20 protein-coding genes, 1 tRNA gene and 1 pseudogene are annotated in these 19,800 nt (G+C 65.9%); 13 read left to right on the top strand and 9 right to left on the bottom strand.

Annotated elements, in window-relative coordinates; all coding sequences use genetic code 11:
- Positions 1 to 39: 39 nt before the first annotated feature.
- Together ABEA39_RS17065 and ABEA39_RS17060 are read left to right on the top strand one after the other, a co-directional pair.
- Complete coding sequence (locus ABEA39_RS17065) at positions 40 to 312, top strand: hypothetical protein (protein ID WP_345377158.1); 273 nt, start codon at positions 40 to 42, stop codon at positions 310 to 312.
- The gene (locus ABEA39_RS17060; RefSeq protein ID WP_345377157.1) at positions 309 to 2,339 is read left to right on the top strand and encodes a primary-amine oxidase; all 2,031 of its coding nucleotides are present in this window, start codon (positions 309 to 311) and stop codon (positions 2,337 to 2,339) included. The genes ABEA39_RS17065 and ABEA39_RS17060 overlap by 4 nt, the downstream gene beginning before the upstream one ends.
- 270 nt (positions 2,340 to 2,609) lie before the next feature.
- Here ABEA39_RS17060 and ABEA39_RS17055 read toward each other — a convergent pair whose 3' ends face one another.
- Positions 2,610 to 2,993 carry a hypothetical protein gene (locus tag ABEA39_RS17055; protein ID WP_345377156.1) on the bottom strand — a complete coding sequence of 128 codons (384 nt, stop codon included), beginning with the start codon at positions 2,991 to 2,993 and terminating at the stop codon, positions 2,610 to 2,612.
- Positions 2,994 to 3,104: 111 nt separating this feature from the next.
- Positions 3,105 to 4,157 (bottom strand): SLAC1 family transporter, encoded by a 1,053-nt coding sequence (locus ABEA39_RS17050; RefSeq protein ID WP_345377155.1) that lies wholly within the window; start codon positions 4,155 to 4,157, stop codon positions 3,105 to 3,107.
- A 273-nt stretch (positions 4,158 to 4,430) separates the two neighbouring features.
- Here ABEA39_RS17050 and ABEA39_RS17045 point away from each other — a divergent pair.
- Positions 4,431 to 4,507: transfer RNA gene (locus ABEA39_RS17045), tRNA-Pro, on the top strand.
- Between the two features lie 191 nt (positions 4,508 to 4,698).
- On the opposite strand, the pseudogene ABEA39_RS17040 reads toward ABEA39_RS17045, so the two are convergent.
- Both ABEA39_RS17040 and ABEA39_RS17035 read right to left on the bottom strand, forming a co-directional pair.
- Positions 4,699 to 4,884, bottom strand: a pseudogene (locus tag ABEA39_RS17040) (tyrosine-type recombinase/integrase); the annotation flags it as partial.
- 691 nt (positions 4,885 to 5,575) lie between these two features.
- Positions 5,576 to 5,848 (bottom strand): DUF3892 domain-containing protein, encoded by a 273-nt coding sequence (locus tag ABEA39_RS17035; RefSeq protein ID WP_345377154.1) that lies wholly within the window; start codon positions 5,846 to 5,848, stop codon positions 5,576 to 5,578.
- Positions 5,849 to 6,115: 267 nt separating this feature from the next.
- On the opposite strand from ABEA39_RS17035, the gene ABEA39_RS17030 reads away from it, so the two are divergent.
- From ABEA39_RS17030 to ABEA39_RS17020, 3 genes are all read left to right on the top strand, one after another.
- Positions 6,116 to 6,655: a hypothetical protein gene (locus tag ABEA39_RS17030; protein WP_345377153.1), complete on the top strand. Its 540-nt coding sequence runs from the start codon at positions 6,116 to 6,118 to the stop codon at positions 6,653 to 6,655.
- A gap of 606 nt (positions 6,656 to 7,261) precedes the next feature.
- Positions 7,262 to 8,623, top strand: a complete 1,362-nt coding sequence (locus tag ABEA39_RS17025) for an AAA family ATPase (protein ID WP_345377152.1) — start codon at positions 7,262 to 7,264, stop codon at positions 8,621 to 8,623.
- A 1-nt stretch (position 8,624) separates the two neighbouring features.
- The gene (locus ABEA39_RS17020) at positions 8,625 to 9,257 is read left to right on the top strand and encodes an RloB family protein (RefSeq protein ID WP_345377151.1); all 633 of its coding nucleotides are present in this window, start codon (positions 8,625 to 8,627) and stop codon (positions 9,255 to 9,257) included.
- 1,413 nt (positions 9,258 to 10,670) lie between these two features.
- Here ABEA39_RS17020 and ABEA39_RS17015 read toward each other — a convergent pair.
- Positions 10,671 to 11,432: an SDR family NAD(P)-dependent oxidoreductase gene (locus ABEA39_RS17015; RefSeq protein ID WP_345377150.1), complete on the bottom strand. Its 762-nt coding sequence runs from the start codon at positions 11,430 to 11,432 to the stop codon at positions 10,671 to 10,673.
- 371 nt (positions 11,433 to 11,803) lie between these two features.
- Here ABEA39_RS17015 and ABEA39_RS17010 point away from each other — a divergent pair, with 371 nt between their 5' ends.
- Both ABEA39_RS17010 and ABEA39_RS17005 read left to right on the top strand, forming a co-directional pair.
- Positions 11,804 to 12,580, top strand: coding sequence for an SDR family NAD(P)-dependent oxidoreductase (locus tag ABEA39_RS17010; RefSeq protein WP_345377149.1), 777 nt, complete (start codon positions 11,804 to 11,806; stop codon positions 12,578 to 12,580).
- A 60-nt stretch (positions 12,581 to 12,640) separates the two neighbouring features.
- Entirely contained in the window at positions 12,641 to 12,940 is a 300-nt protein-coding gene (locus tag ABEA39_RS17005) for a hypothetical protein (RefSeq protein WP_345377148.1), read from the top strand.
- Positions 12,941 to 12,962: 22 nt separating this feature from the next.
- Here ABEA39_RS17005 and ABEA39_RS17000 read toward each other — a convergent pair whose 3' ends face one another.
- Positions 12,963 to 13,913: an aldo/keto reductase gene (locus ABEA39_RS17000; protein ID WP_345377147.1), complete on the bottom strand. Its 951-nt coding sequence runs from the start codon at positions 13,911 to 13,913 to the stop codon at positions 12,963 to 12,965.
- A gap of 98 nt (positions 13,914 to 14,011) precedes the next feature.
- Here ABEA39_RS17000 and ABEA39_RS16995 point away from each other — a divergent pair, with 98 nt between their 5' ends.
- Both ABEA39_RS16995 and ABEA39_RS16990 read left to right on the top strand, forming a co-directional pair.
- Entirely contained in the window at positions 14,012 to 14,602 is a 591-nt protein-coding gene (locus tag ABEA39_RS16995; protein WP_345377146.1) for a TetR family transcriptional regulator, read from the top strand.
- 69 nt (positions 14,603 to 14,671) lie between these two features.
- Positions 14,672 to 15,268: a PH domain-containing protein gene (locus ABEA39_RS16990; RefSeq protein ID WP_345377145.1), complete on the top strand. Its 597-nt coding sequence runs from the start codon at positions 14,672 to 14,674 to the stop codon at positions 15,266 to 15,268.
- A 50-nt stretch (positions 15,269 to 15,318) separates the two neighbouring features.
- Here the strand turns inward: ABEA39_RS16990 and ABEA39_RS16985 are convergent, their stop codons facing one another.
- A complete protein-coding gene (locus ABEA39_RS16985; protein ID WP_345377144.1) occupies positions 15,319 to 15,990 on the bottom strand; it encodes a TetR/AcrR family transcriptional regulator in 672 nt (223 codons plus the stop codon).
- A 122-nt stretch (positions 15,991 to 16,112) separates the two neighbouring features.
- Between ABEA39_RS16985 and ABEA39_RS16980 the strand changes: the two genes are divergently transcribed.
- Positions 16,113 to 17,048, top strand: a complete 936-nt coding sequence (locus ABEA39_RS16980; protein WP_345377143.1) for a zinc-binding dehydrogenase — start codon at positions 16,113 to 16,115, stop codon at positions 17,046 to 17,048.
- 66 nt (positions 17,049 to 17,114) lie between these two features.
- Positions 17,115 to 17,894, top strand: a complete 780-nt coding sequence (locus tag ABEA39_RS16975) for a GntR family transcriptional regulator (RefSeq protein WP_345377142.1) — start codon at positions 17,115 to 17,117, stop codon at positions 17,892 to 17,894.
- A gap of 39 nt (positions 17,895 to 17,933) precedes the next feature.
- Here the strand turns inward: ABEA39_RS16975 and ABEA39_RS16970 are convergent, their stop codons facing one another.
- A complete protein-coding gene (locus tag ABEA39_RS16970; protein WP_345377141.1) occupies positions 17,934 to 18,077 on the bottom strand; it encodes a hypothetical protein in 144 nt (47 codons plus the stop codon).
- The gene (locus ABEA39_RS16965; RefSeq protein ID WP_345377140.1) at positions 18,074 to 19,153 is read right to left on the bottom strand and encodes a DMT family transporter; all 1,080 of its coding nucleotides are present in this window, start codon (positions 19,151 to 19,153) and stop codon (positions 18,074 to 18,076) included. The genes ABEA39_RS16970 and ABEA39_RS16965 overlap by 4 nt, the downstream gene beginning before the upstream one ends.
- 71 nt (positions 19,154 to 19,224) lie before the next feature.
- Here ABEA39_RS16965 and ABEA39_RS16960 point away from each other — a divergent pair, with 71 nt between their 5' ends.
- Positions 19,225 to 19,773 carry a CGNR zinc finger domain-containing protein gene (locus ABEA39_RS16960; protein WP_345377139.1) on the top strand — a complete coding sequence of 183 codons (549 nt, stop codon included), beginning with the start codon at positions 19,225 to 19,227 and terminating at the stop codon, positions 19,771 to 19,773.
- Positions 19,774 to 19,800 lie beyond the last annotated feature (27 nt).

Below are 19,800 nucleotides of genomic sequence, written 5' to 3'. Positions count from 1 at the left end.
GCTCGACAGCACGGGCGACTCGTCGTCCGACTCCTGCTGTTGGGTTGCGGCTTTTCGGCGATTCAACTCGCCTTCAAGCTGCTGCACGAGGGGCCGCTCTCCGAAACCCTCACCGAGCCCTACTACGCGACCGGCAGCGGGCTCGTGCTGCTGGCCGGCCTCGGGGCCGTTGGGGTGAGCTTCGAGAGACACGCCTCGAGCCGCCGAGCCGCCTCTCGTCGGGATGACGCCGCCGGCTCCCGCGCCGCCTCCGCCTCCGGCGCCCCGCCGCGGCCGCCTGACGGTGTGGCAGGCGACGACGCCTCGTCGTGACGGAGTGGCACCCGGGTGCGCGCGGCCACCCCACTACGGTCGAACCACCCCGCACCACCGCTGATCGGAGACCCATGCCCAGCCATCCCCTCGAACCGTTGTCCGGGTCGGAGCTCGCGAGCGTCGCGACGATCCTCCGTCGCGACCGGGGTCTCGCGCCGACGGCGCGGTTCGTGTTCGTCGAGCTGGCCGAGCCGCCGAAGGCCGACGTGCTCGCCTGGACTCCCGGCGCCGCGTGGGAGCGGCGCGGGTTCGCCATCGTCCGCGAGAGCGCCGAGCACAAGACCTATGAGGCGGTCGTGTCGCTGACGTCCGACTCCGTCTTGTCGTACGTCGAGATCGTCGACGCGCAGCCGCCGATCACGGTCGAGGAGTTCGACATCTCGGAGCGCCTGGTGCGGAGCGACCCGCGCTGGCAGGCGGCCGTCGCCCTCCGAGGCGTGACCGACTTCGACCTGCCGATGATCGACAAGTGGTCGTCGGGCTACACAGGGCCGGGCGACGAGCCGAGCCGCCGCCTCGCGCGGCTTCTGACGTTCGTCCGCACCGCCCCCGGCGACAACGGCTACGCCCACCCTGTCGAGGGCCTCATCGTCACGATCGACATGGACACCTGGGAGGTGCTCGACGTCGTCGACCACGGTGTCGTCCCGCTGCCGCCGACGAACGGCAACTTCGAGGCGGAGCAATTCGGCGCCGAGGACAACTACCCACGCATCGCCGAACAGCGCGAGGCCATGAAGCCCATCGTCATCACGCAGCCCCAGGGGTCGTCGGTCAAGCTCGACGGGCATTCGCTCGAGTGGGGTCCGTGGCGGTTGCAGGTCGGCTACACGCCGCGGGAGGGAGTGGTCCTGCACGACGTGCGGTACGTCGACAGAGGGGCCGTCCGACCGGTGCTCTACCGAGCATCCCTCGCGGAGATGTACGTGCCGTACGGCGATCCGGCGGCCACGCACTGGAACAAGAACGTGTTCGACGAGGGCGAGTACGGCCTCGGGGTGTTGGCCAACTCGTTGGAGCTCGGCTGCGACTGTGTCGGCGAGATCCTCTACCTCGACGCGGTCGTCAACGACCAGGAGGGGGCGCCGGTCGTGATCCCGAACGGGATCTGCATCCACGAGGAGGACGCGGGGATCGGCTGGAAGCACACGGAGTACCGCGACGGTCGCGGCGAGGTGCGACGCAACCGGCGGCTCGTCATCTCGTTCTTCGTGACGGTCGGCAACTACGACTATGGCTTCTACTGGAACCTGCACCTCGACGGGTCGATCGAACTCGAGATCAAGCTCACCGGCATCATCTCGACCGGGGCGCTGCTGCCGGGGCAGCTGCAGCCGGGCACCGAGCCGGGGCACGGCACGCTCGTCGCGCCGCAGCTCTACGGCCCGCACCACCAGCACTTCTTCAGCGTGCGGCTCGACATGCAGGTCGACGGGCAGCGGAACAACATCGACGAGCTCAACTCGGAGGCCGTGCCCGCAGGGCCGGAGAACCCGTGGGGGAGTGCGTGGCGCCAGACCCGCACCCGGCTGACGTCAGAGAACGAGGGCGCCCGGTCGGCGTCACCGTCGACGGCGCGCGCCTGGCTCGTGACCTCGGCCGACACCGTCAACGGCGTCGGAGGCCGCCCCGGCTACCTGATCGAGCCCGGCACGGCCGCGCCGTTCTTCGCGCAGGAGGGGTCGCAGCAGATGAACCGCGGGCGCTTCGCCACGAAGCAGTTGTGGGTGACGAAGTTCGACCCGGCCGAGCGGTACGCCGCCGGCGACTACATCGCGCAGCGCGAGTTCGCCTCGGGCGTCTCGGAGTACGTCGAGCAGGGGCGCCCGCTCGTCGACGAAGACCTCGTCGCCTGGTACACCGTCGGCGTGCACCACGTGGTGCGGCCCGAGGACTGGCCGGTGATGCCGGTGGCGAAGGCCGGGTTCCACCTCAAGCCGGTGGGCTTCTTCGACGGCAACCCGATGCTCGACCTGGCGCCGGAGCCGATGGGAGACGACGCGAGCTGCCACCACCACGGATGAGGTCGGGGCGGGGGTTCGGCGCTGTGCCTCTGCTTGCACGCTCTGTCTGCAAGTGAGGAAATCCTGACTTCTACTGAGGAACCCTGCGCCGTGTGCGCCAGCAAGTGAGGACTTTCGGCCGCGCGCTGTCTGCGATTGAGGAAATCCTTCGCCGGGTTCCTCGGAAAGCGACAGGGCGCCGAACGGGGCAGCAGGGCGAAGTGGCGACCCGCCGGCCGGCGCAGGGCAACGGGGTGCCGGGCAGTGGGGCGCACCTCCGGGGATGCGCTGTCAGTGCGCGCTGGGCACCTGGGTCAGGGTGACGATCTTCGTCGAGCCCTGAGTGATCGCGATCGTCTTGTCGCCGTTCGAGAAGCTCGCCGTGTAGTTCTGCGCCTTGCCGGCCTGCGTGACGCGCAGCGAATAGGCGCCGTGGTCGGCCGTGCCGGTGATGTGGCACATGCCCGGCACCTGCGATTGGAAGACAGCGCCGCCCCGGTAGAGCATGTTGGTGCAGTTGCCGTCGTCGCTGATCGTCTTGTTCGCCGTGCCGTCGGAGGCCTTCCAGACGCCGGCGATCGAAGGGTAGCCGGTGCTGCACCCGGTGAGAGCAGCGCTGCACCCCACGGCGAGAACGAGGGCGGCGGAGGCGACGAGGGGGAGGCGATGCTTCACGGTGCGGCTTTCGATCGTGCGCCGGACGGGGTGGCGACGCAGCTTCCAGCCTAGCCAGGTGGGGCAGCGCGACCGGCGGGGCGGGCGGGGGAGCGCCGGGCGTGTGCGTGTTCAGGCGGGGGCCGGTGCATCCTGCGCTCGAGGCTTTTCGGTTCTTCGACCCCGGGGGATGCTCCCCAGCGCCACGACCACGACGAACACCGTCGCCGCCCCGAGAATCCCCCACGCCCAGGCCTGCCAGCCGATCAGGTGCGTCGTCGTGAAGAAGCGCACCGCGTAATTCGTGGTGGAGGCGATGGGGAAGGTGAAGATCCAGAACGAGAAGCCCAGGCGGAGCTTGCCGTACTCGGGGATCAGGAGGAACTGCACGACGAGCATGATGACGAGGATCCCCGTCAGTCCGAGCTGGACCTCGTCGATCGGGCCGGGGTGGGAGATGATCCAGGCGAGGCTCGAGGTGGCGGCGGCGGCCAGGAACGCCGACAGAGCGGGGCGGAGCGGGACGGGCAGCGGCTCGTGCGCGACGAGGCGGACGATGACGGCGGTGCCGATGACGAGCCAGAAGAAGAGGCCGGCCGCGAAGGCTCCGATGGCGGCGTCGTGCTGACCGATCTGCGAGAGTCCGATGCTGGCGACGTTGGCCCCGGCGACGACGGGCACGAAGTAGCCGGGGTGGAAGTCCTGCAGGCGGATGCCGCCCGTCATCCAGTGGCTGACGAGTTGCGCGGCGACGATGGCGAGGGCGGCCACCGCGGCGAACGTCACCCAGGGGCCGGCGTTGGGCAGGTACAGCGAGTAGTGGCCGGCGACCAGGATTCCGATCAGGGGGATGTACGCCGCGAACGGTCCGAAGACGGGGTGCTTGAGATCGCTGCGGAAGCCGCCGGTCGTGGCTCGCAGGCCCGAGACGATGTAGACGACGCTCAGCACGATCCACAGCGCGGTGCCGATGCCGTACAGCACCTCGTCGGGCCACGCCGGGGCGCCGAGGTCGGTCCGCGCCGCGTACCAGCCGCCCGCGAGGCCGATGACGCCGAGGGGCATGCCGAACAACGCGAGCGGGAGGGTGGTGCGCTCGCGGGTGGCGGCGTGGTGGTGGTGCGCGGGGTGCCCGGGGTGCGCGGGGTCGCTGTGCTCGGGGTGCGCCTGCTCGGGGGTGCTCATTCGCTCACCATAGCTTGCGGGTCGCAACTCAGCCGGGGCGGTTCTCGCTGGGTGAGCGCCATCGGGCCGTCGTGGCGCACTCGCTCGTGCCGAATGGTCACTTTCGGGGCTCCTCTAGCAATTCCGGGCCCCGAAACTGACCACTCGACCGGGTGCGAGGTGGCCGAGCCGCCGATGACGAGCATGGTGCACGGGGGATGCTCGGGGTCGGGTATGCTTGTCAGGTTGCCTCGGTCGGGGCAACACCAGGGCGCAGGCTTCGGCTGGCGCTCTCGGGCTGTGGCGCAGCTTGGTAGCGCACTTGACTGGGGGTCAAGGGGTCGCAGGTTCAAATCCTGTCAGCCCGACCAGAAAAGCCCCGGAAATACGCGGAATCCGCGTGGACCGGGGCTTGATCTCTTAGGCCGTGGTCATGATTTAGTCATGATGACAGCGTGGGATCGCCAGCAAGGGCGCGACGACGGGCCTCCTCAACAGCATCTGCAACCTCGTCGAGCCAATAGGGCCACAGGAATCCTTATGTGTCCGGCGTCTCGGACGCCTAAGCGTGGCCGAGTCGCCGCTGGATTACTTTCACGTTAGCCCCGCTAGCGATCATTATCGACGCCGCCACGTGACGTAGGTCATGAGGCGTCGGACCCTTGGCGATGAGCCGAGCCCCTCCGACGGCCGACGTCCACATCCGGCGTCGCCAGTTGCCGTCACTGATGTCGTCCCCGGGACTGGCTCGGAAGACAAAAGGATCAGGGTGGGACCACCCGCACCATCCACGGCGTGCCTTACATCGTCTCCCCGCACGTCCTGTCCGGCACGGTCTGGGGTATCCCGAAGAGCCGCGCCTTCAGGGTGCTGCGCGAGGACGTCTCCGTCGATGAGTCGGTCTTCTTCACCTCCGACCAGGTTGCGATCCGCGGAGTCGCCCGTGTCGGCTTCGGCTTCCGCAGCCTGAGGCGATCCTCAGGATCAAGGCAGGCGGCTAACCACCCCTGCGTCAGACCGGGGCGAGCTGGTGACTCGCACGCTGAGGGCCACTGACCAGGGGGCCGACCCGTCAATACCCACGCCGGGCGTCCTCGGCTTCCCCTTTCACATGGAGGCCCGGCACCCTCAACCTCACCGACTGGGGCGCACAGGAATAGCGCCCCCAGGCCGCCCCCAGCAGGCAGGTGCACGGCCAGCCCCATGGCCGGGCATCCGATCCTCTTAGTCGTTGGTCACTGGATGTCCGGCCGCTAGCCCGCCGACGAGACACGCGCGCACCATCCGACCACCGGAGTTCCGAGGCCACTCATGACGCCCACATCATCGAGCCACACCAGCTTGTAAACAGGCGGCGCTCAGCGCCCCGCATCTAATCGGGCCGCCTCGCGGGCACGCGAAAGGCCCCCGGGGACTCTCGAGGGCCTTTCTTTGGCTAGCTAGAAGCGCGGGAGCGACAGGAGGTTGTCGTTCCAGTAGCCGTCCGCATGTGTCCGGAGGTACGGCAGCTTGCCCACCTCCTGCCAAACGCTGACAGCGACGGTGCGGCCACCGTGGTTCACGAAGGTGTCACCGGGGTGGGCGGTGACATAGCTCACGCCCTGCGCCTTGGTCCAGGTGCCGGTGAGGCCGTTCTGGTTCCAGGCATAGTGCGTGATGGTCTCGTGTGAGGCCGGGTCGGCGACGCGGATATGGGTGATCTGTACTGCCATGTTCGTTCCATTCTCGGTGCGGATATGAGTGCCCGTTTTAGAGCTGGGCGGTTGCTCATTACGCAAACGAGAATAGCTCAGTTGACCGAACATGTGTTCGATAACTACACGACTGTTATTAGTCCGTTATGAGGGGGACTGGATGGGGTACATAATGCAGACCAATCAGGCCGAGCTTGGCGAAGCGAAGGATAGAGCTCTCCGAGCAAGAGAAGGAAATCCTGTGGAGAACGGCCGCCTATCTGTCGCAGACGTGACTTCCAACTGATGTTCCCGCTGGTCCTTCACCTTGCCGCAGGTCGGATTTCGATCGCGGTGACCTGCCGGGTGCTGGGCTCTAGCAAGCAAGCGTTCTCCGAATGGCGAGCGAGCCCCGTCTTGCAGCGCGACTGGGACAACGCCCACCTGATGAACGCCGCGATCGATCTGCGCCGCGGAGACCCTGCGTTCGAGTATCGATTCATCTCCGAGGAGATCGAGGCCGAAGCCGGATTGAGAGTCCTTGAGGGGCACACATGGCAACTGAGCTCCGAGCAGCGGCTCTGGTCTTTGCATTGGAAGAAGCGGGGCCTGAACCGCAAGGCCGGCCCACCCGTTCACGACGATCTCGTGCTCTGCGACTTCACCGCGACCGAGCTGAACTGGCTGTGGCTAACCGACATCTCCGAGCATTGGACGGACGAAGGAAAGCTTTGTCTCTGCGCGGTTAGGGGCGTCTGCTCGTATCGGATCGTGGGCTACACGATCGACTCGAGAATGACCGCCGAGCTGGCCGTCGCGGCCCCTTCGGAACGCGGTCGCCCTTAGAGCGCTCCTGCGCTGCACTCGGACAGGGGCTCGCTTCTGCAAAAGAACGTCCTGAACCGACAACGGTGGCATTCACTGCAGGAACTGCGGCTGACGATCGTGACCTGGATCGAGCGGACCTACCACCGCCGCAGACGACGACGTCGCCATGGACGCTCACCTCGATCGAGTTCGAGGTAATGAACTCACAAGCCGCTCACGCGGCCTGAAATCGCCAAGCAAGACGAGTCAGCTCAATCGACCGCAGTCCCATCTGCTTCGACGGTAACCGGCCCTTCCGGGCCACGGCTACGACATCGTCACGGAACGCTCCCGGGTATGCCCTCGCCATGATTGACAACCTTCCAGCGAAAAAGAATCCTCACAGGTTGGCCGACAATCAAATATCTACGCAGACCCCTTCGATCTGATCTACGACCACGCGGAATCGCACATCGTGCTCGGCGAGAATGCTGGCGACAAAATGCCAGCCGTCCGTGCCGGGATGCCACTCACGCCGACTAAGTAGCGCTGGGGCGGATCCTTGAATCGAGGTTTGACTTCTGAAGCAATTGCTCACAGCGAAAAACGTGCAGATTCTAGCCCTCAGGTCTCTAGGATGGTGAAATGATCCTTTTGAGCTTCACGGTGCGCAACCATAAAAGCATTCGGGACGAGATCACCATCGACTTCGTCAAGCCTTCACTGCGCACGCTGGCGCCGAAAGGCGGTACCTGGGCGGACCATACCTACCCGCTCGTCGGCATCTTCGGACCGAATGCCTCTGGCAAGTCGGCGGTGCTCGATGCGATCCTCTATGCGATGGCTGCCATCGAGTACTCATCCACCGCGTGGCAAGCACGATCGAAGTTCACCAGAGAGCCGTTCCGTTTGGATGAACGTTCGCGGCAAGCATCGAGCGTCTACGAGTTCCAATTCGTTCACGAGGAACGTCGCTACAACTACGGTTTCGAAGTTGACGGCAAAGGCGTAGTGAGTGAGTGGCTCCGCGAGGCACCCCTTCGCTGGCGAACGCTGCTCGAGCGTCACCGAGGGGAGAAGCCCGTTAGGAGCCAGAGGACGCTCTTGGCACTCGGCAGCGTCAGTGATCGGGAACTCGCTCTGAGCCGCGCACTCGTGCTGAACGATGGTGTGCTTGCACCGATTGCTCGTGACCTGATTGAGTCATTCGACATCGTCTCAGTGAAAGATGTGCACCGCGACAGCCGGTTGCGAAGCATCGCCGAGTCGCTCGTCGACGGCTCTCTGTCGCCACTTGACATCGAGACATTGCTCCAGGTCGCGGACATCGGTATCCAGAAGGTCACAGTCGAGGAAGACGATCTCCCGTTGCACGTCCGGAAGGCCTTGGCGCAGTTCAAGCGCGCTCTAGAGGTTGAGCCAGAGGGCATTTCTGACGCTGCTGACGAGAACGACCCGCCCGACGGCGACAGCGAAGGGCCAGCCATCGACTCGGCCGAGCTGGATGAGGAAGACTCCAAGCAGATCGTTCGGAACCTCCTGTTCACGCATCGGGGCGAGTCCGGGGACGTGAAGCCTTTCTCCGTGTCACGGGAGAGCGATGGCACGATCGCGTGGCTGGCTCTCATGGTCCCTGTCATTGACACGCTTCGGAAGGGCGGGCTGCTGCTCGTCGACGAACTTGACTCCAGCTTGCACCCGCATCTCCTCGACGTGGTTCTGGGGCTCTTCGTGGATCGTGAACTGAATCGACACCACGCTCAGCTGCTGTTCACGAGTCATGAGACGTATGTGCTCTCGCCGTTGAGCGACACACAGCTCGCACCGGAACAGGTCTGGTTCACCGACAAGAGCTACGACGGAGTCACTGAGTTGACGTGTCTCGCGGACTTCGCGCGGCACGCCGACGCGAACGTCGCAAAGCGGTACCTTGCGGGCCGCTACGGAGGCACACCGAGATTGGCGCCGAGCATGTTGGCGTCGCTGCTCGTGACCGTGGACGCTTGAATTGGCCGGGAAAGCGAAGGGGGCGGGTTCGCGAGGGGATAGCTCGTATGGGCGCTCGGGCAGGCAAAAGCGCCAGACATACCGCAGGATCCTCGTCGCGAGTGAAGGCGAGATCACCGAGAGGCAGTACGTCGAGCGGCTGAGCCAGATCCTGCGGACAAAAGGTGTCAACGTGTCGGTGACGCCGGTGCACGGAGCTTCGGATCCTGTTTCGGTTGTCGAGAAATGCATGGAGGAGCGCGAACGTGAGAAGAGATCCAGGCGGGAACCGTTCGATCACTGCGTGTGCCTGGTCGACGTCGATACCCATGCACATCTTGAGGACGCTATCGATTTGGCCTCGGCAAACGGCATCCAGCTGATCATCACGAACCTAAAGTTCGAAGTCTGGCTGCTCTGGCATGTTAGCGACAGTCTGGGCGAACGAACATCGAAGGAACTCGACGCGCTCACGAAGACGCACTCGCTCTTCCACAAGGACAAGCACCTGGCGGTGGACTTCCCGTTCGATGGAGTCGATCGGGCGACGAAGAACGCCTATAGCGCCGATCCGAATCTTGCGGCCAACAGGAAAGGCCCCGATCCGTCGAGCGCGATGCCGGTGCTCGTTCAATTAATGCGCGGAACGCTCTGAGGCGGCACTCCAAAGGCAAGTTTGTTGAGCACTCACTCTTATTCGAGGTCGTACGGTATCTACCCCGAGGTGTCGGAAGCGCTGCGTGGCCACGCCGCGGGATCGGGTGTTTCTTCAGCGATCATGTCGGAATTCTGGCGCTCATGCTTCGTAACCCAAGAGGCACGTGAGTTAGATGTCCGAAACACTCGCAACCACATTCTGTCGCTTTTGGCGCCGCGACAGTGCTCGCGGACGTCGTAACTTGCGTGTCACGCACTGCGCGGATCACGATGTAGCCAAGTGCTTTCGGGTCCTGTGGATGAGTCACGCGCCGAGTCTCATCGGCCCCAGCCGAGCATGCTGCGGCTAAACACCTTTTGGTCTGACGTCACACGTTGTCGGTAGGGTCCCAGGGGCCTGATGAAATTTGGTTGACTCGGTTTGCATCGTGTTCAGAGTCGTAAGTTCGTGGCGTCTATTGTGCGACCGGGGGCAGGGTGGTCCCAGTGCCGCCTGGAACATCACACAATGCTTTCTGGCCGCTGTGGTCCTTTGGATGAGAGAAGGCGGCGCCTCGCAGGCGAGCTGCGATGTGGTCGAGGACATCGCCGTAATCGTCGTCGCCGTCTTCGTCCTGGCCCAGCACCGCAGGGCTGCGGCGAGATCGAGAAGGAGAGGCCGCCGTGACTGCGGGCGGTTCTCCTTTCCGTCGCACTTGATAGGGCGACGAGGCTGGTCGAACAGCGACTTGCCGCTGCGGAGACGAACTACAGCGCCGGCATGGATGCGTGGTCTCGGTGAAGGTGACGTTCACATCACCTCATTCACGAGCGACGCAGGAATAGACGTCCCGCCCATGATCTTCATCGCCCAGGCGAGGAGCTACTCCGGAACAGTTGACGTCGGCGCGGTCAGCGGATTCTCCCGAGCTGCCACCATGAAGGTCGCCGCTCCCTCTACTTCACCGCCGGTGGGTAAGCCGGGGGAGCCTTGGGTTCGGCGAGGGGTGGGCACTGACATGTTTGTCTAAGGGGTCGCCGTAGGAGGTATCCGAGGAGCAAACCACACCGCGAAAGCCTTTATGAGCGGTGGGCCGCGCCAGGCAAAGCGTCCAACGACCCCAGGAGGGACCTATGACGGCACCGGATAGCGTTCCTTTACCGCTTGAATGCACCGCCCTTCTACAAGACTGAACCGGACAGAGAATTACTGATCAGCGCCAAGTTCGTCTGACTGGCTCGTCGGTCAGAGGTTGGTGCGGTTGTCCGCAGAGGCTAGAGGTTCTCGTCGCCCTCTCGAGATCGCTCGTCAACCCCGAGAATTCAGGGCTATTTGAGTCTTTAAGACAGCCCACCAGAAGAGCAGATCGCCCACGGGCGGTCGGCTCGCCGATGAGGTGGAGCGAACCACTCCACCCCATCCCCTCCGGTGTCAGATGGAGTTGCTGCCGCCGTCGACCGCGTAGAGCGAACCCGTCGAGTAGGCGGAGGCGTCGGACAGCAGCCAGGCGGCCTGCTCGGCGATGTCCTCCGGCTCGCCCGCGTGGCCGATCGGCTGTCCCTTTTCGAGTTCCTCGCCCACCGGGCCGGTGGCGTCGAGCATGGGCGTCTTGATGAGCGCGGGCAGGATCGCGTTGACTCGGATGCCGCGCGCTGCGTACTCCTGCGAGGCCGCGCGAGTGAGTCCGACGACGCCGTGTTTCGAAGCGACATATGCACCCATGCCGAAGACGGATTTGACGCCGGCGAGAGAAGCGGTGTTCACGATCGACGCGTTTCCGTGTTCGAGGAAGTAGGCGATCTCGTGCTTCATCATGTTGAAGATGCCGGTCAGGTTGATGCCGATGATGCGCTGCCAGAGCTCGTCGCTCGTCTCGTGCAAGGGCTGAACCGGGCCGATGCCGGCATTGTTGAAGGCACCGTGGAGCCCGCCGTACTGCGTGACGGCGGCATCGACGAGCGCCTTCGCATCGGCGCTGTTCGACACGTCCGTGTGCACGAACGTGGCGGTGCCGCCCGCTTCGCTAATTTCGGCGACGAGCGCTTCGCCGGCCTCGTCGTTGATGTCACCGAGGGTCAGAAGTGCACCCCGGGCCGCGAACAGGACAGCAGAGGCGTGACCCATACCGGTCGCGGCACCCGTGACGACGATGGAACGACCGGTGAGGTCGAGTTTTTCGTAGGCATTGGACATCTTTTTCTCCCTTGAATAGATCCGGTGCGTTCGAGTCGACATCACCACATCGCACCGTCTTTCATTACGGTACTCTGTTCCGCAATCTCAGTCGCGGGGTCGCGGTTCAGATATCGAGTCCTGGCATGGCTGCGCCTCGAGGAGGATCGGCGACCGCCCTGAGGGCACTATGGACGCCCTCACCGAAGCGATAGTCGCTGCGTTCGAATCGTCGTGCGATCGCCATCTGTGAGGACTGGGCTGCGGCGCCCGATCTCTCGCGTCGCCGCCCTATGACTCCGCGGTGGCCCGATGAACGCTGACGTTAACGGAACGGAGTACCGTAAAACTCACTCGCGACCCCCTACGAAAGGCATGAAATGAACACGGATATGACTGGACGCGTCGCACTCGTCACTGGGGCAGGATCGGGAATCGGCCGAGCCAGCGCACGCAAGTTCGCATCGAACGGCGCCAAGGTCGTTGTCACGGACCTCTCCGCCAAGAGTGCTGCCGAGACCGTGGCGCTCATCACCGAAGATGGTGGGACCGCCATCGCCTACCAGCTCGACGTCTCGGACCACGATCAGGTGGAGGCGGCCGTCGCGTTCGCCGTCGAGACCTACGGCAGCCTCGACTTCGCCCACAACAACGCGGGAATGTCGGGCCGACCGTACCTCCTCGAAAACGTGCCGCTCGAGGCCTGGAATCAGGTCGTCAGCGTCAATCTCAATGGAATCTTCTACTGCCTGAAGTACGAACTCGCGCAGATGAACAAGCAGGGCCACGGTGCGATCGTCAACACGGCGTCCACGGCGGGCCTCGGCGGGACCCCGCTCATGGGCGCCTACTCGGCGACGAAGCACGGTGTGGTCGGGCTCACGAAGACGGCCGCCATCGATTACGCAGCGAAGGGCATCCGCGTCAACGTCATGGCTCCCGGCACGACCGCGACACCGATGCTCGACGCGCTGATCGGCACCAGCGAAGAGCAGAAGGCCTCGTTCGAGTCCTCGTCGCCCATGAACCGTCTCGGCACCGTCGACGAGCTCGGTGCTGCCGCGGTCTGGCTCTGCTCCGACGAAGCCGGCTACATCACCGGACAGGCGCTGGCGGTCGACGGCGGACTCTCGGCGATGATGGGTGCCGGCTCAGGGGAAGAAGGCTAGGCCGCGTTGCACGCGCCTCGGTGACGGCGGGGCCCTGCACTCGATGGCCCCCACTCGGACGTGTCGCTTCGTGACCCCCTGCCGCAGCGACTCGCTGAGCTCGAACTCGTCGCAGCCGGGCTGGGCGTCGCATTGCTGCCCTCGAGCGTGGCGTCGGCCTACACGTCGGTCGACGTCGCCCGGGTCCACGTCCTCGACGCACCCGCCCATGAACTCTGCGTCTCCATCCTCAGCTCCAGGCGTCAGCCGCACGTTCGAGCGTTCTTTCAGGGAGCCGTCGAGATGCTCACGCGGGCAGATGAGACTCGGAACCACCCGGCCGAGCGCAGGCCGGAGGCCGGACTGCACATCGTCGCGTGAGTCGCGACCGGCGCCTCCCTGGCTACTCGCGCGTCCAGACCTGCTCGCCGGCCGCACCGGTGGGCGCGATGCGGGCGATCTCGGCGAGGTCCTGCGCGGTCAGGGTGACGTCGGCCGCACCGACGTTCTGCGCGACACGGTCGGGGTTCTTCGAGCCGGGGATCGGGACGACGTAGGGCCGCTGAGCGAGGAGCCAGGCGAGCGACAGCTGCGAGAGCGAGATGCCCTTGTGTGCCGCGAACTCCGCCAGCGCATCGGCGGTGTGCTTGTTCTCGTCGAAGTGCTCGGGAGCCCACCACGGGTGCATGTGCCGCATGTCGTCCGCGTCGTACTCGGAACGCGGGCGGACGGCGCCGCTCAGGAAGCCGCGGCCCAACGGCGAGTAGGCGACGAGACCGATGCCGAGCTCCTCGAGGACGGGGAAGAAGGCCTCGGACTCGCGGGCGAAGAGGGAGTATTCGGTCTGGAGTGAGGAGATCGGGTGGACGGCGTGCGCCGCGCGCAGTCGCTCGGGCGAGGTGTTCGACAGGCCGAGGTACTTCACCTTGCCGGCCTCGACGTACTCCTGCATCGTGCCGACGACGTCCTCGATCGGAACCTCGGGGTCGTCGATGTGCTGGTAGAGCAGATCGATCGAGTCGACATTCAAGTTCTTCAAGCTGGTGTCGACGACCTCGCGGATGTGGTCGAGCTGCGAGTTCGGCCGATACGTGTCGGGCGTGAACCCGAACTTGGTGGCGATGGTGACCTCGTCGCGAATGGGTGCGAGCGCCTTGCCGAGGAGCCGCTCTCCGGTACCCCAGCCGTAGAGCTCCGCGGTGTCGAAGTGCGTGACGCCGAGGTCGTGGGCGCGGCGGATGGCGGTCGTCGACTCCGTGTCGTCCGTGGCGCCATACGCGAAGGCGGTGCCCATGGCCCCATAGCCGATTGCGGAGGCGGTCAGGCCCTGGCTGCCGAGTGGTCGTTGCTGCATGGCGGTCGTCCTTTCGCGGCGTCCGCTCTGGACGCCTAACGTCAGACTACGCCATAACTGTCAGAGCCTGACAAGTGTGGCTTGGTATGTTCTTCTCCATGGCCACTGAACGAGCGACGACGGGTGGGCTCCGGGCGATCACCCGCGACGCCGTTCGGACCCGCCTGTCCGACGTCGCCGTCGATCTCTTCCTCGAGCACGGGTTCGACAGCGTCACCATCGAGCAGATCGCCGCGGTTGCAGGCGTGTCGGCTCGCAGTGTGCACCGATACTTCCCCACCAAGGAAGACATGGTCGTCGGCGACCCCGCCGCGTATGGATCCGTGGTCTCCGACGTTTTCACCGACAGGCCGGTCGACGAACCCGCCCTCACGTCCCTGCGAGCGGCTTTCACTCTGCTGCTCGAACGGCGCGGACAGGACATCCGCGGCAAGGCGGCCCTGTGCGTCATCACGACCGTCCCGTCGCTTCGGGCGCGAAATCACGAGAAGCATCTCCTCTGGGCGTCGCTCCTGACGCCGCTCGTCGCCGAGCGCCTCTCCGGCGCGGACGCCGGCCTCAGGGCTCAGGTGCTCGTCCAGACCGCACTCGCGTGCTTCGATGTCGCGCTCACTGCGTGGGTGGTGCCGGGCGAGCCTCGGACTCCAGCCGAACTCATTGCGGTGGCCTTCGACGCGCTGCCCGCCTGACGGCTGGAAGTCGTCAGATGACGAGAGCAGCGCGTGCCGGCGGCACCCGCCCCAGCAGCAGTGGCCGGCGTGGCAGCATCAAAGGTGTCCTCTATTCTGGGGCAAATCGAAAGTTGGGGAGACTTGGCAATGGCGAAAGAAAAAACTGATCTGCGAGCCGACATTCAGGCGGCGGCGAATCTTGCGGGTTCAACCTTTGGGGGTAAACGTGAGATCAAAAAGCTTGAGTCACACCTCTGGGAGGGAGAAGTGGTGGTGCAGCTCGCGACCGGAACTTACGGTTCGGGCACCGGCATAATTGCGCTCACAGATCGCCGACTGCTGTTTTTGAAGGACGGCATCATGCAGCAAGTGTCCGAAGATTTCCCTTTCGAGAAGATCTCGTCTATTCAGTGGAACTCTGGCTTGGTGCTGGGCAAGATCACCGTTTTCGTGTCGGGCAATAAGGCAGAGATCACAAATGTCACGAAGCAAACCGGAAAGGCTATCGTGGACGCCGTGCGCAACCGAATCAGCTCTGGAAGTGCCCCCTCCGAAGCGGCAACTACGTCAGCGGCCGATGAAATTTTTGAGCAGATAAGCAAGCTCGGTGCGCTCCGCGACAGTGGCGTTTTGACGGCCGAGGAGTTCGACGCTAAGAAAACGCAGCTTCTCGCTCGACTCTAGGGACCTCAAGATAACGGCCGTCCTCTGGGCGGTCGTTTTCTCTTTGCCACTCAAGCCTTGGCCGCAGCCGTGAATGGTTGCAAAGAGCCGACGGCAGCACCCGCCACCGCACCCGCCGCCAACCGTGCCGGCGGCGGCAGCACGCCGGCACCCGGCGCCGACCGGAACCCCTCCAGTGCCAGCGCTGCAAAGCGCCGCGCCGCAGCCGCACGCGCCGAAACAGGAGCAGCCGCGAGGCCTCGTCCGGCCAGGAGCACCAGCACGAGGTCGTCGAGGACGAAGTCGGCGCGGAGCGATCCGGCAGCCTGGGCGCGAGCGGCGAGCCCGGACAGCTGCCCGAGCAGATCCCGGCGGTGGGCCGCGAAGACGTCGGCCGCGGGGTGCGCCGAGGTGAAGGCGTCGACAAAACCTTGGTTGGCCGTATTGAGCACGGTGAGGTGCTCGAGGACGAAGGCGAATCCCTGCCAGGGGTCGGGGCGCGTGCATCCCACGCTCACGATTCGCCGACAGGCGAGCAGCTCGTCTTCGAAGGCGGCGTCGATGAGCGACTGCTTGGTCGGGAACCGTCGGTAGAGCGTGGCGGGGCCGACCTCGGCGCGGCGGGCGATCTCGCGCATCGGCACAGCGAGGCCGCGGTCGGCGAAGAGGGCGCGGGCGGCTTCGAGGAGGCGGTCGCGGTTCTCGGCGGCGTCGGCACGCAAACGAAGCAGATCGGTGGTCACGGTTCTCACTTCGGCTAAGTGGACGGGTGCGTCCGTTACCGTCACGAAGGTACAGCAGCGAGCGAGAAGAGGACAGCGCAATGCGAGCAGTGGCGATTCAAGAATTCGGGGATCCGAGTGGCATGGCGCTCGTCGACCTGCCCGAGCCCGAAGCGGGCCCCGGTCAGGTCGTCATCGAGACCGAGGCCATCGGGGTGGGAGGAGTGGACGCGGTGATCCGCCGCGGAACGCTCGGCGGGTTTGGGTTCGCTCCGGGGCACGTTCCGGGCAGCGAGGTCGCGGGCACGGTGACGCACGTCGGCGACGGGGTCGACACGACGTGGCTGGACCGCCGCGTCTGGGCCTTCACCGGCACGGGCGGCGGCTACGTCGAGCGGGCCGTGGCGAAAATCGGTGACGTGATCGCGCTCCCCGAGGGGCTTTCGTCCGTCGACGCGGTGACCCTCGGCAGCGCCGCGCCGGTGGCCCACTTCGCACTCGAGCACGCGCGCTTCGCCGCGGGGGAGTCGGTGCTGGTCCGCGGAGCCTCCGGCAGCATCGGGATCGCGGCCGTCGAACTCGCGGCACGCGGCGGTGCGGGCCTCGTCGCGGTGACGACCTCGTCCGCAGAGCGCGGTCAGCGCCTCCGAGGCTTCGGCGCGACGGTGGTCCTCGACCGGCAGGGGCACGAGGCGAACCCCGACAGCCCGCGGGATGCACCCCCGCCCTTCGACGTGATCATCGACATCGTCGGCGGCGCCGACCTCCCGCTGTTCGTGGATCGCCTCGCCCCGAACGGCCGCCTCGTCGTCGTCGGTGTCGTTGCGGGGATGCCTCCGGCGGACTTCGGGATGACGCTCCTGCGAACGTTCCAGCAGTCGCGCTCGATCGCGACCTTCAGTCTCGACACGGTGCCGACAGCCTCCCGCGACGGCTATCGGGCGCAGGCGTTCGCGGCGGCGGCCCGAGGCGAATTGCACGCGGTCGTGGACGACGTGCTGCCGCTCGACCAAGCGGTCGAAGCGCACCGGCGGATGGATGCGGGTTCGGTGTTCGGGCGGATCGTGCTGGTGCCCTGACGGCGAGAGGGAGGCATACGAACCTGTCTGCTTTTGTCGAGAGCGACTCAGGTATATCGTCACGGCATGCCTGTTCCCTCGACGAAGAGAGACCCGAAACTCGCCCACGTCGTCAGCGACGCCACGCGCCTGCACCTGCAGCGCGCGATCCTCGACCGGACTCTGACACCCGGTGAGGTCCTCGATCCGCAGGTCCTCGGCGACTGGCTCGGAGTCACGCCGCGATCGGTGGAGGACGCGACGATCGGCCTCGTGTCGGACGGCATCGCAGAGTACGACCCCGACGGCCTCGCCCGGGTGACGGTTTCGACCCCGGAGAAGGTCGAACAGTCACGACAACTCGACAGTCAGATCTCCGCCATGGTTCTGGAGTGGGCCGCTGTCGCGCCACTGGACAAGCCGACCCGGGTCGACTTGTTCGACAGGCTCATGGCGCTCCAGCCGCAGGTGCAGGAACGCTCCCACGAGGTGTGGGATCGCGCCGATGCCGTCTTCGACGATCTCGTCACGGCGATCGACAATCCCTACCTGACCGAACTCCAGCGTCAGACGGCGGTCCGTGCACGCTTCTTCGGCAGGCCCGCACTGACAGATGAAGAGTGGCAATCGGCTCCCGGCGAACTGGAGGTCATGGCTCTGAATCTGCGCTATCGCGCAGGACGCATGACCATCGGGTATCAGCTCGCCGATCCTTCCACGAACTGGGAGAACCTGGCCGAGAAGCTTGGGGTGATCCTTCGGGAACGCGAAGCGGCCGACGAGAAGGCGAAGGCCGAGGCAGAAGCCGAAGCCGCCCGACCCAAGGAGGTCGCGTTCGACTACCCGATCGACGTGGCCGACAGCTGAACTCACCTGGCCGCAGCGGGTGTCTGCGTGGAGCGGCTGTCAGCCCGCGGCGGAGTCGCTCTTCGCCGTGAGCGCGTCGTCCTCCGGGCTGGGGATCTCGACCGGCACGAAGTCGGCGAGGCGGGGGTCGTCTTCGAGGCTCGCGGGAAGGCCGGGGTTCTTGGGCAGATCGGTGGCGGTCACAGGGCTCCTTGATCGAGGCGGTCGCGGCGCTCGACGGGGAGCGTGCGACCATCATGCCGTGTCGGAGCGGTGGATGCGTCAGCCGGAGAGGAGCCGGCCTCGACGGGTACCGCCTCCACCGGCACGGCGTCGACGGGCACCGCCTCCACCGGCACCGCCGCCACCTCCTTCTCCGACCGCACGAACCCGATCCCGACGAGGATCAGCGCCCCGCCGATCAACTGCGGCAGGTCGAGGCGCTCGCCGAGCAGGAGCCACGCGTAGAGAGTCGCGGCCACCACCTCGAGCAGGCCGACGAACGACGCCAGGCGCGATCCGAGCAACTCGCTCGCCGTGATGCTCAGTGCGTAGGCCGCACCGGTCGCGATGACGCCGACGATCAGGAGCGGCACCCACCACGACACGAGGCCGCCGAACAGATGCACCGACGAGAACGAGACGGTGAAGGGCACCACGCGGGTCAGGCTGACCAGGGCCAGGGCCACTGCGCCGACGACGAGCCCCGAGCCGGCCAGCGCGACCGGGGGGAGGCCGTCGCTGGGGGCGGCCGCGATGATGTAGTAGACCGCGCACCCCACCATCGCAATCCCGGCGAAGCCGAGCCCTAGCAGGTCGAGGGAGCCATGAGCTTCGCCGCCGAGGATGCCGACCACGAGGACGAGGCCGACCAACGCGATGACGGAGCCGACGAGCACGACGGCCTGGGGCATCCGCCGGCTGCGCGCCCAGACGAAGGCCACGAGAAGAAGCGGGGCCATGTACTCGAGCAGGATCGCGGTGGCGACGGGGATGCGGGTGAGGGCGGCGAAGTAGACGAGCTGCGTGCCGGAGACGCCGATCAGCCCCATGGCGAGCACTCGCCAGCGCGCGTGCCAGAGCGCCGCCCAGTTGCCCCGGAGCGACACGATCGTCACCGGCAGCAGCACCACTCCACCGATGAGTGCCCGCACGGTGACCGCGGCGGCGGGGCTCCAGCCGGCCTCGAGGAGCGGCTTGATGAACGCGCCCGACATGCCGAAGGTGAACGCGGAGAGAACCGCGATGAGAAGGCCGCGGGATGCACGGGAACGCTTCATGGGGACGCCTTCGCTGAGGGATTGTCGGGTGGTGATTCCGACGATAGTGTTGCCGTGAGTAAGGAGTCAATTTGCATTTTGCCCCTGACACGGAGGAGTCGCTGGCCTTCGCGGTCGCGCTCGGCAATACAGTCGCCGGCGCTAGCCGAAGTGGTGCTGACGAGCTCGCCACGACGGCCGAGTTGGATGCCCTGCTGACCCGTTATCGCTACTCCGGCCGCATCGACCACGACGGCGACGAGCTCTCCCGAGTCCGCTCGACCCGGGCCCGTCTTCGCCAGGTCTGGCTGCTGCCGCGCGACGAGGCCGTCCTGGCGGTGAACAGCATGCTCGAGGATGCCGCGGCTCTGCCCCGTCTCGTCCGGCACGACGACTTCGACTGGCATCTGCACGCGACCTCGCCCGACGCGCCGCTCGACGAGCGGATGCGCGTGGAGGTGGCCCTGGCGCTGGTCGACGTGCTGCGCTCGGACGAGATGCATCGGCTGCGGGCCTGCGGCGCCCCGGACTGCGAGGGCCTCCTGCTCGACCTGTCGCGCAACGGATCGAAGCACTACTGCAGCGTGCGCTGCGGCAACCGGATGAACATGGTGGCGTTCCGCGAGCGGGCCGGGGGCTGACCCCAGGTCGTTCACCGGTCGGCGTCC

The organism is Frondihabitans cladoniiphilus (genome assembly GCF_039544345.1).
Classification (GTDB): Bacteria; Actinomycetota; Actinomycetes; order Actinomycetales; family Microbacteriaceae; genus Frondihabitans; species Frondihabitans cladoniiphilus.
Note: the sequence above shows the minus strand (reverse complement) of the source record. Positions and strands in the feature narration are given on the sequence as shown.

What these genes read in the sequence shown, in the direction of transcription:
- ABEA39_RS17050 (WP_345377155.1), bottom strand. Translation starts at nt 4,157, where the DNA reads ATGAGCACCCCCGAGCAGGCGCACCCCGAGCACAGCGACCCCGCGCAC.
- ABEA39_RS17035 (WP_345377154.1), bottom strand. Translation starts at nt 5,848, where the DNA reads ATGGCAGTACAGATCACCCATATCCGCGTCGCCGACCCGGCCTCACAC.
- ABEA39_RS17030 (WP_345377153.1), top strand. Translation starts at nt 6,116, where the DNA reads ATGTTCCCGCTGGTCCTTCACCTTGCCGCAGGTCGGATTTCGATCGCG.
- ABEA39_RS17025 (WP_345377152.1), top strand. Translation starts at nt 7,262, where the DNA reads ATGATCCTTTTGAGCTTCACGGTGCGCAACCATAAAAGCATTCGGGAC.
- ABEA39_RS17015 (WP_345377150.1), bottom strand. Translation starts at nt 11,432, where the DNA reads ATGTCCAATGCCTACGAAAAACTCGACCTCACCGGTCGTTCCATCGTC.
- ABEA39_RS17010 (WP_345377149.1), top strand. Translation starts at nt 11,804, where the DNA reads ATGACTGGACGCGTCGCACTCGTCACTGGGGCAGGATCGGGAATCGGC.
- ABEA39_RS17000 (WP_345377147.1), bottom strand. Translation starts at nt 13,913, where the DNA reads ATGCAGCAACGACCACTCGGCAGCCAGGGCCTGACCGCCTCCGCAATC.
- ABEA39_RS16995 (WP_345377146.1), top strand. Translation starts at nt 14,012, where the DNA reads ATGGCCACTGAACGAGCGACGACGGGTGGGCTCCGGGCGATCACCCGC.
- ABEA39_RS16980 (WP_345377143.1), top strand. Translation starts at nt 16,113, where the DNA reads ATGGCGCTCGTCGACCTGCCCGAGCCCGAAGCGGGCCCCGGTCAGGTC.
- ABEA39_RS16975 (WP_345377142.1), top strand. Translation starts at nt 17,115, where the DNA reads ATGCCTGTTCCCTCGACGAAGAGAGACCCGAAACTCGCCCACGTCGTC.
- ABEA39_RS16965 (WP_345377140.1), bottom strand. Translation starts at nt 19,153, where the DNA reads ATGAAGCGTTCCCGTGCATCCCGCGGCCTTCTCATCGCGGTTCTCTCC.